This is a genomic window from Streptomyces sp. NPDC001920, from assembly GCF_053594495.1.
The window spans coordinates 250,008-264,423 of the sequence record NZ_JBSFEP010000007.1 but is presented as its reverse complement, the minus strand read 5'-3'; the positions used below and the strand labels follow the sequence as shown (position 1 = coordinate 264,423).

At 71.9% G+C, this 14,416-nt stretch carries 13 protein-coding genes; 7 read left to right on the top strand and 6 right to left on the bottom strand.

All coding sequences use genetic code 11. The features are described 5' to 3' along the window. Positions 1–6 precede the first annotated feature (6 nt). Positions 7–2,682 (bottom strand): D-alanyl-D-alanine carboxypeptidase, encoded by a 2,676-nt coding sequence (locus tag ACWCPI_RS14555; protein WP_451038442.1) that lies wholly within the window; start codon positions 2,680–2,682, stop codon positions 7–9. Positions 2,683–2,933: 251 nt separating this feature from the next. On the opposite strand from ACWCPI_RS14555, the gene ACWCPI_RS14550 reads away from it, so the two are divergent. The 3 genes from ACWCPI_RS14550 to ACWCPI_RS14540 all read left to right on the top strand — a co-directional run bounded on the left by ACWCPI_RS14550 (position 2,934) and on the right by ACWCPI_RS14540 (position 5,444). Continuing rightward, positions 2,934–3,689, top strand: a complete 756-nt coding sequence (locus ACWCPI_RS14550) for a GOLPH3/VPS74 family protein (RefSeq protein WP_451038441.1) — start codon at positions 2,934–2,936, stop codon at positions 3,687–3,689. 446 nt (positions 3,690–4,135) lie between these two features. Next, positions 4,136–4,993, top strand: coding sequence for a helix-turn-helix domain-containing protein (locus ACWCPI_RS14545; RefSeq protein WP_451038440.1), 858 nt, complete (start codon positions 4,136–4,138; stop codon positions 4,991–4,993). Between the two features lie 259 nt (positions 4,994–5,252). Then, on the top strand, positions 5,253–5,444 hold the full coding sequence (locus ACWCPI_RS14540; RefSeq protein ID WP_451038439.1) for a DUF397 domain-containing protein: 192 nt from the start codon (positions 5,253–5,255) through the stop codon (positions 5,442–5,444). Positions 5,445–5,589: 145 nt separating this feature from the next. On the opposite strand, the gene ACWCPI_RS14535 is transcribed toward ACWCPI_RS14540, so the two are convergent. Continuing rightward, a complete protein-coding gene (locus tag ACWCPI_RS14535) occupies positions 5,590–6,429 on the bottom strand; it encodes a hypothetical protein (protein WP_451038438.1) in 840 nt (279 codons plus the stop codon). A gap of 104 nt (positions 6,430–6,533) precedes the next feature. Between ACWCPI_RS14535 and ACWCPI_RS14530 the strand changes: the two genes are divergently transcribed. Continuing rightward, positions 6,534–7,319, top strand: coding sequence for an SDR family oxidoreductase (locus tag ACWCPI_RS14530; protein ID WP_451038437.1), 786 nt, complete (start codon positions 6,534–6,536; stop codon positions 7,317–7,319). 91 nt (positions 7,320–7,410) lie between these two features. On the opposite strand, the gene ACWCPI_RS14525 is transcribed toward ACWCPI_RS14530, so the two are convergent. From ACWCPI_RS14525 to ACWCPI_RS14515, 3 genes are all read right to left on the bottom strand, one after another. Then, complete coding sequence (locus ACWCPI_RS14525; protein WP_451038436.1) at positions 7,411–8,526, bottom strand: ADP-ribosylglycohydrolase family protein; 1,116 nt, start codon at positions 8,524–8,526, stop codon at positions 7,411–7,413. Positions 8,527–8,689: 163 nt separating this feature from the next. Then, positions 8,690–9,235: a hypothetical protein gene (locus tag ACWCPI_RS14520; protein ID WP_451038435.1), complete on the bottom strand. Its 546-nt coding sequence runs from the start codon at positions 9,233–9,235 to the stop codon at positions 8,690–8,692. A gap of 224 nt (positions 9,236–9,459) precedes the next feature. Then, positions 9,460–9,894, bottom strand: coding sequence for an ATP-binding protein (locus ACWCPI_RS14515; protein ID WP_451038434.1), 435 nt, complete (start codon positions 9,892–9,894; stop codon positions 9,460–9,462). 113 nt (positions 9,895–10,007) lie between these two features. Between ACWCPI_RS14515 and ACWCPI_RS14510 the strand changes: the two genes are divergently transcribed. The 3 genes from ACWCPI_RS14510 to ACWCPI_RS14500 are packed head-to-tail and all read left to right on the top strand — an operon-like array spanning position 10,008 to position 11,643. Further along, a complete protein-coding gene (locus tag ACWCPI_RS14510) occupies positions 10,008–10,820 on the top strand; it encodes a helix-turn-helix domain-containing protein (protein ID WP_451038433.1) in 813 nt (270 codons plus the stop codon). Beyond that, positions 10,817–11,011, top strand: coding sequence for a DUF397 domain-containing protein (locus ACWCPI_RS14505; RefSeq protein WP_451038432.1), 195 nt, complete (start codon positions 10,817–10,819; stop codon positions 11,009–11,011). Before ACWCPI_RS14510 ends, ACWCPI_RS14505 begins: the two co-directional genes overlap by 4 nt. Further along, on the top strand, positions 11,008–11,643 hold the full coding sequence (locus ACWCPI_RS14500) for a class I SAM-dependent methyltransferase (protein WP_451038431.1): 636 nt from the start codon (positions 11,008–11,010) through the stop codon (positions 11,641–11,643). Before ACWCPI_RS14505 ends, ACWCPI_RS14500 begins: the two co-directional genes overlap by 4 nt. Here the strand turns inward: ACWCPI_RS14500 and ACWCPI_RS14495 are convergent. Continuing rightward, positions 11,579–14,398: an AAA family ATPase gene (locus ACWCPI_RS14495; protein ID WP_451038430.1), complete on the bottom strand. Its 2,820-nt coding sequence runs from the start codon at positions 14,396–14,398 to the stop codon at positions 11,579–11,581. The two genes, ACWCPI_RS14500 and ACWCPI_RS14495, sit on opposite strands and share 65 nt — an antisense overlap. Positions 14,399–14,416 lie beyond the last annotated feature (18 nt).

Below are 14,416 nucleotides of genomic sequence, written 5' to 3'. Positions count from 1 at the left end.
GGCAGGTCAGCCGAGGCGGGTCAGCTTGGCGGTGAAACCGGGTTCCGTCAGGTCGCTCTGGAGGGCCACCGGCGCCTTGACCGCGCCGCTCGTGCCGTCACCGACGGTGAGCGTGCCGACCTTGGTGCCGGCCTTCGCGGTGTGCGGCACGTCGTGGGCGTCGAAGGACAGCTTCACCCGGTAGCCGGACCAGCCGACGGCGGTGACGTCCTGGGTGAGGACGACGGGGGTACGGCCGCCGAGTCCGTCGTCCACGTATCCGACGACGTCGCCCTTCTTCAGGATCTTGGCCGAGGTCAGCTCGTCCTGGGCGGCGAGCATCGCCGTCTTGCTGACGTCGTTGACGGTCTGGATGATCGGCGCCTTGTGCTGGCCGAGGACGGCGCCGACGAGGGTGACGGTCTCGCCGTCGATCTCCTTGCGGGCGGCGAAGAGGAGGTTGCCGCCGGCCGCGGTGGTCGTGCCCGTCTTGATGCCGATGGCACCGTTGTAAGGGACGAGATAGTTGTAGTTGTAGTGCTTCTTCCCGGACGGGTCGATCCACTGCCCCATGGCGGTGATCTCCGTCAGCGCCGGGATCTTGACGATCTCGTTGCCCAGCTTCACCTGGTCCTCGGCGGTGGAGACGGTGGTCTCCTTCAGGCCGGAGGCGTCGGTGTACGTCGTGTTCTTCATGCCCAGTTCCTTGGCGGTGTCGTTCATCTTCTGGATGAACGCCTTCTCGGAACCGGCGTCCCAGCGGGCCAGCAGGCGGGCGATGTTGTTCGCGGACGGGATCATGATGGCCGCGATCGCGTCGTGCTGGGTGAGGGTGTCGCCCTCCTTGACGGTGTTGAGGGTGGACTCGCCGTCCTTGTCGTAGCCGCCCTCCTTCTCGGCGAGGGCGTCGACCTTGATCTTCTTGCCGTCCTCGCCCGGCTTCATCGGGTGGTCCTTGAGGACGATGTACGCGGTCATGGCCTTGGCGACGGACCCGATGGCGACGGGGGTCTGCTTGCCGAAGGCGCCCATCGTGCCGATGCCGTTGACGTCCATCCAGCCCTGGCCCTCACCGGGCCACGGGAGGGACACCTTGCCGCCGTCGAAGGCGTACGACTCCTCGGCGGTCAGGGCGAGCGTGGGCGTGGGCAGGGGACGGACGGCCTGCGCGATCGCAAAGACGATCACGAGGAGCAGGACCAGGGGGGTCCAGATCTTGATGCGCCGGACGAGCGTCCGGACGGGGGTCTCCGGGGGCGGCGGCGTGTTCGTCAGCTCGGCCAGCAGGTCCAGCGGCGGCTTGGGCGGCAGGGGCTGCTGGGTGGTCCGCTCGGGGCCGACCTGGGGAACGGCGGCGGTGACGTCGGGGGCGGGGCTCTTCGGGGCGGGGCTCTTCGAGGCGGGGCTCTTCGGGGCGGGGCTCTTCGGTGCGTCCGCCCGCGGCTCGGCCGACGGCATGTCCGGCTTGAGCGCGACGAACTTGCTGGTGCGCTCGGAGGGGGCCTCGGGCCGGGGGGCCTTCAGCATGGTGGTGGGCTGGTCCACCGGGGGCTTCTCAGGGGTCGGCCGTACGGCCTTGAAGACAGCGGTCGGCTGATCGACGCCACCACCGTCGGCGGGGCCGTCGGCGGCCTCCGCGTCGGCAGTGGAAGCCCGCTGCCCGGCGCCCTCGCCCCCGGACGCCTCCGCGTCACGCACGGAGTCCCCCCGGCGGGGGTCCTCCCGATCGACGGCTCCGGCCGCGTCGGCGGGTTCCGTGTCGGCGGGTTCCGTGTCGGCGGGTGCGGCGTCAGCCGGGTCCGTGTCGGCGGGTACGGCGTCGGCGGGGTCCGCGTCGGCCGGTACGGCGTCGGCGGGCTCCGCGTCGGCCGAGGCGGGGTTCGCCGCGTTGTCCTCGCCCGCGTCGGCGGGCTCGGCGGCCGAGGCCGCGGTGGGCCGGCCGGCGTCGGATGCGGCCGAGTCGACGGACCCGGTCTCCGGCGTCGCCTCGGCAGCGGTCCCGGAGTCGGCGCCGGAAGCCTCGACCTGCCGCTCCCCGACGGGCGAATCGTCGCCCTCGGCCTTCTCCCGGTCCTCCGCGGCGTCGCTCGCCTCATCGGCCTCGGCGCCCGCGGCGTCGTCGGCGTCCGCGGAGGCGACCCAAGCCGCCACAGCGGCCCTCAGCCGGTCGTCACCCGCCCCGGCGGGCCGGTCGCCCCGGTCCTCGGAGTCCCGCCCCTGGGCATCCCGCGCCTCCTCGGCCCCGGTCGCGTCGACGTCACCGTCCGCGGTGCTCCCGGCCTCGGCGTCCCGGGATTCGGCAGCAGCCTCGGCATGCGCGGCCTCGCCCTTCGCCCCCACAGCCTGCCCCGCTTCGGACGCACTCACTCCGGCATCCGCAGCCTTCGCCTCACCGGCGACAGCGTCATCGCCGTCGGCAGCCACCTCACCGGCGTCCTCCGGGTCCGCGGCTCCCGTCGCGGCGGCCCCGTCCTTCCGCCTCGCCGCTTCGAGGTCGGCCCGGGACAGCACCTTCGTCGCCGTGTCCACGGCGCCGCGTGGCGAGACGGTCTCGCGGGACATCGCCAGGCGGGGGTCCCGGCGTTCCGTGGGGGCCTCGGCACTGGGTGCGGAAGCGGGGTCCGGAACCGTACCCGCGCTCCCCGACGTCGGTTCTGCCGACGACTCGCGCTGCTTCGACCTGTCGGGGGACTCGCCCGCCACCGATGCCTCCTCCATGTGCCGCCGCACGCGCCGCGTGCGGTTGTCGAACCCTGAGCCACCGCCCGGACCCGTGCCCGTACGGCCCCCGTGCCGCTGTCCGAACCATGTACCAGTGTCCTGTGCGCGACCCTCGACTCATGCGGTAGACGAGAACGACATACCTACCGGTTCCCTCACGAAGCGGTCACGCACCCTCGACAGACCAATGTGAGAGGGGTCACCCTGTCATTCATCCACGCGGGGAGGCATGGATGGGCAGGAGCCGCAGAACACTTCCGGAGGAGCTTCTGCTGCTGGCGTTGGACCCGGCCACGGGTACCACCGCACAGCCGCAGTCGCTCGACCTCGGCCTGGCCGGAGCACAGCTAGTGGAGCTGGCGCTGGCAGGACGGATAGCCCCAGACGGGGATCGTATCGCCGTGGTGGTACCACGGCCGACTGGAGATCCGACACTGGACTGCGCGTTGGAGTTGCTGCGAAGGCGTGGCGCTCCGGTACGGGCCGTCCACTGGATCGGCGGGCCCCGGCTGGGGCTGCGCCAGACCTACCTCTCGCATCTGGAGCGGTGCGGCATGGTGCATGCCGTCGCCGGTCAGATGTGCGGGGTGCTGCCGACGACTCGTTACCAGGCGACGGACAACGAGATCAGCCGGGAGATCAGGGCCCGGCTGGACTCCGCGATCCGCACCGGCGTACCGCCGGACCCGCGGACCGCGGCGCTCGCCGCCCTGGCACACGCGGTCGGCCTGGGCAAGCACCTGTACCCGGGGAACGAGGGACGGTCGTCCCGCTCCCGGCTGCGGGACCTGATCAGGCACGACCCCATGGGCGGTCTCGTCGCGCACGCCGTGATGGACGTCCAGAACGGTGCGGCGGCCCAGCCGCGCCGCAGCCCGGCCCCGGCCGGCCGTCAGGCCGCCCCCGGTGGCAGGGCGACGGCGGAACCCGCTCGCGGCGTTCCGGTGCAGCCTCGCCGCGGATCCATGGCGCGCGTCGTGGCTCACTGAGCAGCGGTCGGCGGCCCGCGCCACGCGGGGCGGCGGCGTGCGCTCGACCAGGTACCACCGGCACCGCAAGCCCGCGGGTACTGCACGCCCGCACCACGGGCACCTGGCACCACGTGGTCCACAAGAACCACGCTCTACATGCTCCACATGCTCCACAGCACCGCATGCTCCATACGCACCCGGCGCCACACCGCGGTCCTCCGAGACTCCGGTACGGGAGCCGCTGGTCCGCGCGGGGCGACGGGACCGTACGTCCGTGTGCTCGGACGTGCTCCGAGGTCCCGTCGCCCCGCGCGGCCGCATGTGCCCGAGACGGCCCCGAACTGGCGTGTATCCAGCGCATATCCACCGTTTCCCAGCGGTAGTAAGCACCTTGGTGGCAGTCTGCTCAGCAGCAGATACGCAAAGTGGCAATCACAAGGCAGGCAGCCGGAGGTGCGCGTCCCGTGGCGTCCAATGTCAATCCCACCGTCAGGCGACGCCGGCTGGGCCAGGAGCTGCGCCGGCTCCGCGAGCTCAAGGGCATGACGGCCGAAGAGGTGGCCGAGCGGCTGCTGGTGTCGCAGTCGAAGATCAGCCGGCTGGAGAACGGGCGGCGCAGTATCAGCCAGCGCGACGTCCGGGACCTGTGCGGGGTCTACGAGGTGGAGGACCACCGGATCGTGGACTCGCTGATGCAGATGGCCAAGGACTCGCGGCAGCAGGGCTGGTGGCACTCGTTCGGCGACATCCCCTACAGCGTCTACATCGGGCTGGAGACGGACGCCGCGAGCCTGCGGGTGTACGACCCCCAGGTCGTTCCGGGCCTGTTGCAGACGAAGCAGTACGCCGAGGCCCTGATCGCGGGCGCGTTGCCGGAGACGGCGTCCACCGAGATCGAGAAGCGGGTCCAGGTGCGGATGCGCCGACAGGAACGAATCTCCACCGAGGAGAACCCGCTGCGGCTGTGGACCGTCCTGGACGAGGCCGCCCTGCGCCGGGTCGTGGGCAACAAGTCCCTCATGCGTGACCAGCTGGAACAGCTCGTGGAGCAGTCCCAGCTGCCGCACGTCACCGTGCAGGTCATCCCCTTCGAGATGGGCGCGCACCCGGGCCTCAACGGGCAGTACGCGATCCTGGAGTTCCCGGACGCGGCCGACTCCAGCGTCGTCTACATCGAGGGCGTCACCAGCGACCTGTATCTGGAGAAGGCGAACGACGTCCAGAAGTACAGCGTGATGTACGAGCACCTGCGGGCGCAGGCGCTGAATGTGGACCAGTCGCGCCAGTTCATCGCGGACATCGCCAAGGAGTACGCGCGCTGACGGCGGACGCCGAGCGACGGCGCTCCGAGCGTCCCGCCCGGAGAAGCGCCGTACGGTACACCGTCCCCTGGCTGGGATGGAAGACTCCATTGGAATATGCCACCCGGCCGAGTGAATAGTCGCTTCGTCAGCCGATGTTGGCGAGTAGCGTCGATCACGCCACCCAGCAACAACGTTGGCGTGAATCGCCCCGCGGGTTCCCGTCACGGACCGCGCGGGGCGGTGACAGCAACTCAACATCTGGCAATTCGGAGCAGACATGGCAATTCGTCAGGGTGCCACGGACACGTGGACCAAGTCTTCGTACTCCACCGGGAACGGCGCGTGCGTCGAGGTCAAGTCGCCGGTCACGGCGGCGATGGCGGTACGGGACTCCAAGGTGCCCGAGGGCCCGGTCCTGGCGTTCCCCGCACAGGCGTGGAACACCTTCGTGGCGTCGGTCAAGGCGTAAGGGGCGGTCTGTCTGATCCTCACCCCTCGACCGACCTCACGATCGACAACTGCACAAGCAGTACAGCCAGAGCCCTCTCGACCAGCCCGCCGTCCTTGCCGAGGGGGCTCGGCCGTGCCCGGCCGCCGATCGACGCCTCCCCGTCTCAGCGCAGCTCGGCCACGTACCGGTCCGTCCCCGGCACCGTCGGGATGAACGGCGCGACCAGTTCCACCCGGCCCAGTCCCGTCTCCTCCACCGCGGTGTCCAGGCCGGTGAAGCGCTCCTGCCAGCACCGCCTCGGGTCCGCCTCCAGGAACCACAGGAGGGTCAGGCGGGTGTCGACGCCCTCGACCTGCTTGACGTAGGACATGCGGTCGAGCGGGAGCGGGGTGGGGCGGAAGACCGTCACCAGGGCGGCCGGGGAACCGGCCAGGCGCCTCGGGAGATGGCGGGTGCGCAGCCACTCCAGCAACTCGGCCCGCCGCTCCGGCGCCTCGGCGTCGACGACCTCGACCACCAGGCCCGCGTAGGGGTGGTCGAGGGCGTGGAAGTCGCGGGGGCCCGCCGCGCCGTCGCGGTACACCGTCGCCTCGTGGTCCTGGAACGCGGTGAAGACGTGGGTGCGGTTGTGGTGGACGCGGGCGTCGCGGTTGAGGCGCTTGTTGATGGCGACCGTCCAGCGCATGTGGTCGTCGTAGCGGCCGGCGGTGATCCAGTACGTGGAGAGGTAGCAGCCGGCGGTGACCGGCTGGGCGATCGCGGACTTCTCGGGGTAGCGCAGGAGTTGCAGCTCCCGGGTGGCGACCCAGCGGCGGCCGGCGTACATCCAGGGCATCGCCATGGCGCCGGCGTAGTAGTGGTCGTCCTCGTACCAGCGGTTGTAGGCGTACTCGTGGCCCGGGTGCGGTTCGACCATGGTGATCAGGGCGTGGCCGGGGTGGACGCCGTAGGGGCCGACGGCGGCCAGTTCGGCGTACACCTCGCTGCGGGTGTCCTCGCTCATGCCGTTCCCTTCCCTTCCTTCCTCCCTCGGACGCCCATACTCTGACGCTCCGTCAGATAATCCGCCAGAGTCAGTGGCGGACCGGGACGACCCATGGAGGACCGATGTCACTGCTCGACGGCAAGACCGTCGTCGTCTCGGGAGTCGGCGCCGGGCTCGGCCACCAGGTGGCGGCGGCGGTCGTACGGGACGGCGGGAACGCGGTGCTCGGGGCGCGCACGGAGGCGAATCTGGCGAAGAGCGCCGCCGAGATCGATCCCGACGGGGCGCACACGGCGTACCGGGCGACCGACATCACCGACGAGCGGCAGTGCGATGCGCTCGCCGCGCTGGCCCGGGAGCGGTTCGGGGGGATCGACGGGGTCGTCCATGTCGCCGCCCTGGACTCCTGCTTCGGCGGCCTTGAGGACGCCGACTTCACCACCTGGCAGTCGGTGATCGACGTCAACCTGCTGGGCTCACTGCGGATGACCCGCGCCTGCCTGCCGGCCCTCAAGGAGCGCGGCGGTTCGGTGGTGTTCATCGGCACCCAGTCGGCCGTGGCCGCCCCCTCGCAGGTGCGCCAGGCCGCCTACGCCGCCTCCAAGGGCGCCCTCACCAGCGCCATGTACTCCCTGGCCCGGGAACTCGGCCCGCACCGCATCCGGGTGAACACCGTCCTGCCGGGCTGGATGTGGGGCCCGCCGGTCCAGGCGTACGTGCGCTTCGCGGCACGGACCGAAGGCGTCCCGGAGCCCGACGTGCTGGCCCGCCTGACCGACCGCATGGCCCTGCCCGAACTGGCCACGGACGCGGATGTGGCCGACGCCGCCGTCTTCCTCGCCTCCGACCGGGCGCGGGCGATCACCGGACAGTCGCTCCTGGTGAACGCAGGGGAGCTGATGCGCTGACCACAACCCGATCACCCTCTGATCACGCCCCTCAGGGTGGTCATGGGGGCCGCCCTCGCCGTTGTCCACCGCGAGCGGGCGTCGCGCGGCTTCAGGCCCGCGGGTACTTGGCCAGCCACCCCGGTGACGACGCCGCGGGCCCGTGCAGTGCCGGGCCCTGGGTCATCTCCATGGCGAAGTCGTCGGCGAGTTCGAGGATCGTGGGGCGGCCCTCCAGCTCGGCCAGCCAGGCCGGGGGCAGGGCCGTCTCGCCGTGCAAGGCGCCCAGCAGGCCCCCGGTGAGAGCGCCCGCGGCGGCGGAGGGCCCGTCGTGGTTCACGGCGAGGCAGAGCCCGTGCCGGACGTCCTCCCCCACCAGCGCGCAGTACACGGCCGCCGCGAGCAGCCCGTCCGCCGAACCGTCGGCCGCCAGCTCCTCCACCCGCGCCGGGGTGGGCATGCCCTGCCTGACGGCGCCCAGCGCGTGCTGCAACGCGTCCGACACGGGCTCGTGCCCCGGCCGCAGGGCGAGCAGGGCACGCGCCCGCTGCACGGCCCCGTCGAGGCTCTCCCCGCAGGCGAGCCCGTGCACGATCACCGCGTACGCGCCCGCCGACAGGTAGGCGACGGGGTGACCGTGGGTCTGCGTGGCGCACTCCACGGCGAGCTGCACGACGAGCTGCGGCTCCCAGCCGACGAGCAGCCCGAAGGGCGCGGAACGGGCGGTGGCCTCGGGTCCGAGCTCGGCGGTGTTCTTCGGCGACTCCAGGGTGCCCATGACGTCGTCACCGAGAGCCAGCAGCAGGGCCCGCGTCGGCTCCCGGCGGGCGTACAGCCACTCCTCACGGGCCAGCCAGCCGTCCTCCTTGCGGCGCTCGTCGGGACCCCAGTCCCGCTGCGTGGCGGCCCAGCGCAGATACGCCCGGTGCAGGTCGGTCGGCGGGTGCCAGGCTCCGGTGTCCCGTCTCACCTGGGCTCTTATCAGCCCGTCGACGGAGAACAGAGTCAGCTGGGTGAGATGACTGACGGCACCGCGCCGCCCGTACCCGAACCCGAGGTCGACGAGTCCCTCGGGACCGTACTGCTCCTTGATCTCGTCCAGCCCGAGCCCGTCGACCGGCGCACCGAGGGCGTCCCCGACGGCGGCCCCGAGCAGCGTGCCGCGCACCCGGCTGCGGAAGTCCTGCTGTTCGGTACGGCCCCAGACGGCGCCGGCTGTCGCACCCACCAAGACCTCCCCCTGCCACCCGACCGTCCGTACGACAGTTCGTCACTGTAATCGACCGGGGACGATCGGTTCAGGGTGCGGAACGGTATGCGAGGTGTGGCTGAAGTGAACGCAAGTGGGCAGGTATCAGCCGTACCAGGTGATATTGCAGACGTAGACGCACTCATGTCTCCAGCCATGCGGAGACGGCTGGGGCCAGGCGGTGTACATCACGTTCGGCCAGCAGCAGCCGGGAGTCGTGGGCGCGCAGACCGGCAAGGAGGTCGGTGGCGGTGGTGCGGGGTCCGGCCTCCGCCCCCGAGCGGGGCGGCGGTGCCGGGCGCGGTGCGGGCTTCGCGGCGTCTCGCACCGCCGCGACCCCCGGCTTGTTGTACGAGATCGTCCGGGTCACGACTCGGCCCGATTGAAGACGCTCCTTGGTGCGAGCCAGATATCCGTGCGCCTCCAGCTCCCGCAGGGCCGCGGCGATCCGGATCTCCCCTTCGGGGAACTTCGCGGCCAGCGTCTTGATCCCGATCGGGGTGCGCGCCGGGAGCGACTGGATGTGGACCGCCAGGCCGATCGCCGTCAGGGACAGCTCCGGGTGCTGGGCGAGGTGGTTTCCGACCACGACGAACTGATCGTGGTGGGGTTCGTTGACGTGCTCCACGCCTCCGGCGGAACGGCCGGACTTCGCGGGCGCGGGCGCGCTAGGGTGCTGTTCAGTCATCGGGAAGGGACTGCTTCCTCGGTGTCAGGCCCTCGCACTGGGATGCCAGTCCCGGCGAGGGCCGATTCATGTGTGCGGTTGTCTGCGGCAGACGCTGCACCATCGACTCCCGTCCGCGCCAGCCGAGTTGTCGATGTTCACCCCTGCGGGTGATCGACGGGGGCGGTGGGGGTGGGTTGGTTCTTTTCCCGGTTCTTTGGTCTTTGGCGTCGAGAACGGCCGGGTCACGCCTCCCCGCGATCCGGTGTCAGTTCGGCCCACACCGTCTTGCAGTTGGCCGGAGACTCGTCGACGCCCCAGCGGGCGGCGTACGCCGCCACGATCAGCAAGCCCCGCCCCGACTCCACATCGCCGTCCACCGCGACGCGGACCTGCGGGATCCGGTCTCCCCGGGCGTCGGTCACCTCGATGCGCAGGGTGCCGTCGGCGCGCAGCGACAGTCTCAGCCGGAAGTCCCGGCCGGGGACGCGCCCGTGCAGTACGGCGTTCGACGCCAGCTCGGCCACGACGTGTACGGCGCCCTCGAAGGGGCTGTTCCAGTCGTCCAGTTGGCGTTCGGCGAGCAGCCGGGCCAGTCGAGCACCTCTTCGAGTCGCGGACAGCTGAACCGCGAAGTGGTGCGTGGCGGAGGTGACTTGGGCGACTGATTTTGGACTCATGTCACTTAGCGTGGCCAGCCGTTTCTACGCTGAACAGCAACGATCCGGGTACGGAACGTGACTGTCCGGGTGCGGGGCCGGGTCGTACGGCTCGTACGTCGGGAGGGATGCCGGTGGAGGACGAGGAGGCCGAGGCCGTACTCAGGACGGTCGGACGGCAGATCAAGATGTGGCGGGAGGCCGCGGGGAAGAAGCAGGGCGAGCTGGGTGCCGCCATCGGGTACGGCGAGGAGATGGTCTCGTCCGTGGAGCGAGGGCGGCGGATTCCGAAGCCCGACTTCCTGGAGAAGGCTGACGAGGTGCTCGGGGCGGGCGGGAAGCTCTCCGCGATGAAGGAGGACGTGGAGAGGGCCAGGTATCCGAAGAAGGTGCGGGATCTGGCGAAGTTGGAGGACGAGGCGGTCGAGATGGGCGCCTATACCGCGCTGCACATCCACGGCCTTCTTCAGACTCCGGAGTACGCACAGGCGCTGTACGAGACGCGGCGACCCGCGCACACGGAAGAGGAGATCGAACGGGTCGTCGCCGCACGCATGGCGCGCAAGGCCGTCTTCGAACGGACGCCCCGGCCGTTCATCACCTTCGTCCAAGAAGAGGCCACACTGCGGCGGCCCGTCGGAGGCAGGATGGTGCTACGACAACAGCTCGAACACCTATTGGAGGTCGGCGGCTTGCGGCACGTCGAGATCCAGGTGATGCCGACAAGCCGAGCGGACCACGCGTACGTGAGCGGTTCGTTCCGCGTGCTGAAGCTCCGGGACGGCAAGACAGTGGGCTACTTGGCAGCAGAGCTGCACAGCCGAGTTGTCAGTGACCCGCGGGAAGTCCAGGTCATGGAGATGCGCTATGGAATGATCCGGGCGCAGGCTCTCTCTCCTCGGGAGTCACTGGCCTTCATCGAGAAGCTGCTGGGAGAAGAGACATGAACACCACCGCACTGACGTGGTTCAAGAGCAGTTACAGCGGCACCGACGAGCCTGACTGCGTCGAGATCGCCATATCCCCCACCGGCGCCACCATCCACATCCGCGACTCCAAGGACCGGAACGGCGCCCACCTCACCTTCGCCGACGGCGTCTGGGCGGAGTTCGTCAAGCAGATGCCCGCGCGCTCGTGATCGGCGGCGACCAGGCACAACAGGCCGCCGTCGTCTTCGACGCCCTGGGGCTCGCCTACGAGAAGGCGTTCGCGCACTCCGAGGAGCACCGGGCGTCGTTGGCGTGGCTCGCCGGACGGCTCGCGCCCGGCAGCCGGGTGCTGGACGTCGGCAGTGGGACGGGGCGGCCGACGGCCGGGACGCTCGCCGCGGCGGGCCATGACGTGCTGGGGATCGACGCGTCCCCCGTCATGGTGGACCTCGCCACCCGGCAGGTGCCGGACGCCGCCTTCCGGCACGCCGACATCGCCGAAGTCCCGCTCGACGAGGGCTCGTTCGACGCGGTCTGCGTGTACTTCTCCCTGCTGCAGATGTCCCGCCCCGCGCAGGAGGCCCTCGTGCGACGGCTGGCACGGGCGCTGCGCCCGGGCGGCAGCATGGTGGTCGCGACCGTGCCCGTGGACGCGGAGGACGTCGAGGTGGTCTTCATGGGGCAGGCGGTACGGGCGACGAGCTTCGCGGCCGACGACTTCACCGGCATGCTCGGCCGGGCGGGGCTGACGGTGCTGTCCGCGCGGGACGTGCTGTTCACTCCCGATCACCCCGGTGCGGGGCCCGAGCCCCATCTGTTCCTGCGGTGCGTGCGGGAGTAGGAGAGCCCTCCTCCAGTCGGCTCAGCACGGCCGACCGCTGCTCAGCGGCCCAGGTGTACGACGGCCTGCGCTCCAGCACCAGGTCCAGCTCGGCGAGGGCCTCCTCGTGGCGGCCGAGGTTGGCCAGCGAGGCTCCCCGGCTGGCGCGGGCCGAGCCGTACTCGGGCTCCAGGGCGAGCGCGTGGTCGTAGTCGGCGAGGGCCTCCTCGTCGCGGCCGGCGACCCGCAGGGCGTCCCCGCGTTCGCAGCGGACCCAGGCCCAGTCGGGGTCCACGGCCACCGCCAGGTCGAGGTCGGCGAGCTGCCGCGCGGGGTCTCCGAGGGCGCGGTGCACCCGGGCCCGCCGTACCAGCGCCCAGGGGTAGTCCGGCTTGAGTGCCACGGCCCGGTCGAGATCCGTGAGCGCCTCGGCGTACTCCCGGCGGCTGAGGCGGGTGGCGCCGCGGGAGGCCAGCGCGAAGGCGTCGGCGGGGTTCAGGGCGAGCGCCCGGTCCAGGTCGCGGATCGCCTCGTCGTGGTGCTCCAGGGCACGGTGGTACTCGCCGCGCAGAGCGAGGCTGCGGGGGTCGTCGGGGGCCAGTTCGAGGGCACGGTCGAGGCGGGCGACGGCCGTGCGCACGTCGCCGGCGAGGTCGTGGGCGATGGCCTGGGCGCGGTAGGCGCGGGCCGCGGCGGCCGGGTCGAGGCCGACCCGCCAGCCGGCGTCGGACGGCCCGTCGGCCCGGGGAGTGCCGACCGGGGCCGCCGAGTGCGACGCCTCGTGGGTGCGCTGATCCCGCGGCACGGGGTACGGCGGCTGCTCGTCCTGGTCCTGCGGGTCGGTCCGCGGCGTCCGGGCGGGCTGGTCCTCAGACGCTCCCTGCGGGGTCTCATGGGACCGCCCGTCGCCGGACGTGTCCGGCCGGGTGGCGCCCGCCCGGGGCGGACGGGGCCGCTCTCCGTGGAGTGCCGCCCCGGCTCCGGCCGGTACGGACGGCCCGGAGGAAGCCGCGGTGGCGGCCGTGCCCCACCCCGTGCCGGGCGCCGTGCCGGCCACCGGCGGCCAGCCGGCCGGCACAACCGGGCCGGCGGCCACCGGCGCGCCGTACGCCGCCGGCCCCGCGGACGCCGACGCGGGCTCGAATCCCGTGGCCCGCAGCACCAGGTCGAGTGCCGCGGGCGTCCCGCCGCCGTCGAGCGCCGCCGCCAGCCGTTGGCCCCACTGGGCCACCGCCCAGGTCTCGGCGTCCGCCCCGGCGTCCACCAGGACCCGTGCCCACCGCTCGGCGGTGGACTCGCCCTGCTCGCAGGCGTCGACGACGTCTCCGAGCACGCTCGTCAGCGCCGACCGCTGCCCCGCGCACAGCAGGTGGTACAGCTCCGCCAGCCGAAGCTCCCGCCACGTCTCGTCCGCCCACCGCTCCTCGACGCTCCGTCCGGCTTCCGCCTCACAGCGCCACTCCCGGAACACCGAGGCGAGCGCCTGCTGCCGGGCCGCCCAGGTCCGGGGCGCCTGCCGGCGCTGCAACCGCAGCATCGGCGCCCGTACGACGTCGTGGTACCGGACCAGGCCGCCCCGCTCGCTGACGAACGGCAGTCCCCGCAACCAGGCGTACAGTCCGTCCAGTTCGGCGTCGGCGAGGCCCACGACCGCCCGGAACACGTCGGCGTCCAGACGCCGTGGCAGCGCGCAGGCCAGGGCGACCGAACGCCGTACCGGATCCGCCTCCCGTTTGAGGAACCACTCGACGGCCGTGGCGCTGGGGTCGCCCACGTCGGCCGGATCGGCGGGCCGGCTCTCGGCGAGGGTCGACACGAGCACCGGCAGGCCACCGGTGAGGCGCAGCACCTCCCAGACGACCGGTTCGGCCACCACTCCCTTTCCGGCGAGCAGGTCCCGGGTCTCCGGCTCCGTGAACGGCAGCAGGGGCAGGTCGGTCATGAAGTCGCCGAAGGCGCCCCAGCGGGCCGCGTCGAAGGGGAGCTGTCCGGCCGTCACCACGACGACGGTGGCGGGCAGCGGGCCGTACCGCTCGGAGGTCATCACGGTGTGCAGCCACCGGTCGAGGAACCGGCCGGTGCGCTCGTAGGTGTCGAAGAACAGCACGATCCAGGGCACGGCGGACGCGGCCTGGGAGAGTTCCTCCAGCAGCACCGGGGTGAGCACGCCCTCGGGGGCGAGCACGAGCCGCGCGTCCTCGTGGGTGCGGAAGCGAGCGCCGAGCCCGGAACGCAACCGCTCGGCTCCCTCGGCGAGTTGGGCCGGGTCCAGGGCGCCCGCGAAGGCGCCGATGCCCGGGACCATGCCCAGCCCCACCAGCCCGGCCCGGGCCACGGCCATGCTGCCCGCCGACGGCCCGGGTTGCTGCCCCGGCTGCGCCGACTGCGCCGACTGCGCCGTCAACGCGGCCAGTTCCGCTTCGTGCAGGCGCTCCCGGTGTGCCGTCAGCAGCCGGTCCAGGTCCTTCAACCGCCTGCCCTGCGCGGCGAACTGCCGACTGAACGTCTCCAGCACCTCCGGCACGCTTCCCGCACTCTCGTCCACGTACGCCGTCAACGCCCCGCGTTCCCTGGCGATCTGCTCCAGCTCGCGGAGCAGGAAGGATTTTCCGACACCCGCGTTGCCGTGCACGTGGAACAGAAAACGGTGCCGCTCGTCCTCCGGCGGGATGTCCAAGTTGGCCCGGAAGGCGGCACGTTCGGCGCCCCGGCCCACGAAACCGGCACGACTGCGCCGGCCGATCAGCTCCTGCATCGACGGCCGCGCCTGCCCCACGCGTGGATCCTCCCGCTC

Excerpts from the sequence above, each read along its gene's own strand:
- ACWCPI_RS14550 (WP_451038441.1), top strand. The coding sequence starts at position 2,934 with ATGGGCAGGAGCCGCAGAACACTTCCGGAGGAGCTTCTGCTGCTGGCG.
- ACWCPI_RS14540 (WP_451038439.1), top strand. The coding sequence starts at position 5,253 with ATGGCAATTCGTCAGGGTGCCACGGACACGTGGACCAAGTCTTCGTAC.
- ACWCPI_RS14535 (WP_451038438.1), bottom strand. The coding sequence starts at position 6,429 with ATGAGCGAGGACACCCGCAGCGAGGTGTACGCCGAACTGGCCGCCGTC.
- ACWCPI_RS14530 (WP_451038437.1), top strand. The coding sequence starts at position 6,534 with ATGTCACTGCTCGACGGCAAGACCGTCGTCGTCTCGGGAGTCGGCGCC.
- ACWCPI_RS14520 (WP_451038435.1), bottom strand. The coding sequence starts at position 9,235 with ATGACTGAACAGCACCCTAGCGCGCCCGCGCCCGCGAAGTCCGGCCGT.
- ACWCPI_RS14515 (WP_451038434.1), bottom strand. The coding sequence starts at position 9,894 with ATGAGTCCAAAATCAGTCGCCCAAGTCACCTCCGCCACGCACCACTTC.
- ACWCPI_RS14505 (WP_451038432.1), top strand. The coding sequence starts at position 10,817 with ATGAACACCACCGCACTGACGTGGTTCAAGAGCAGTTACAGCGGCACC.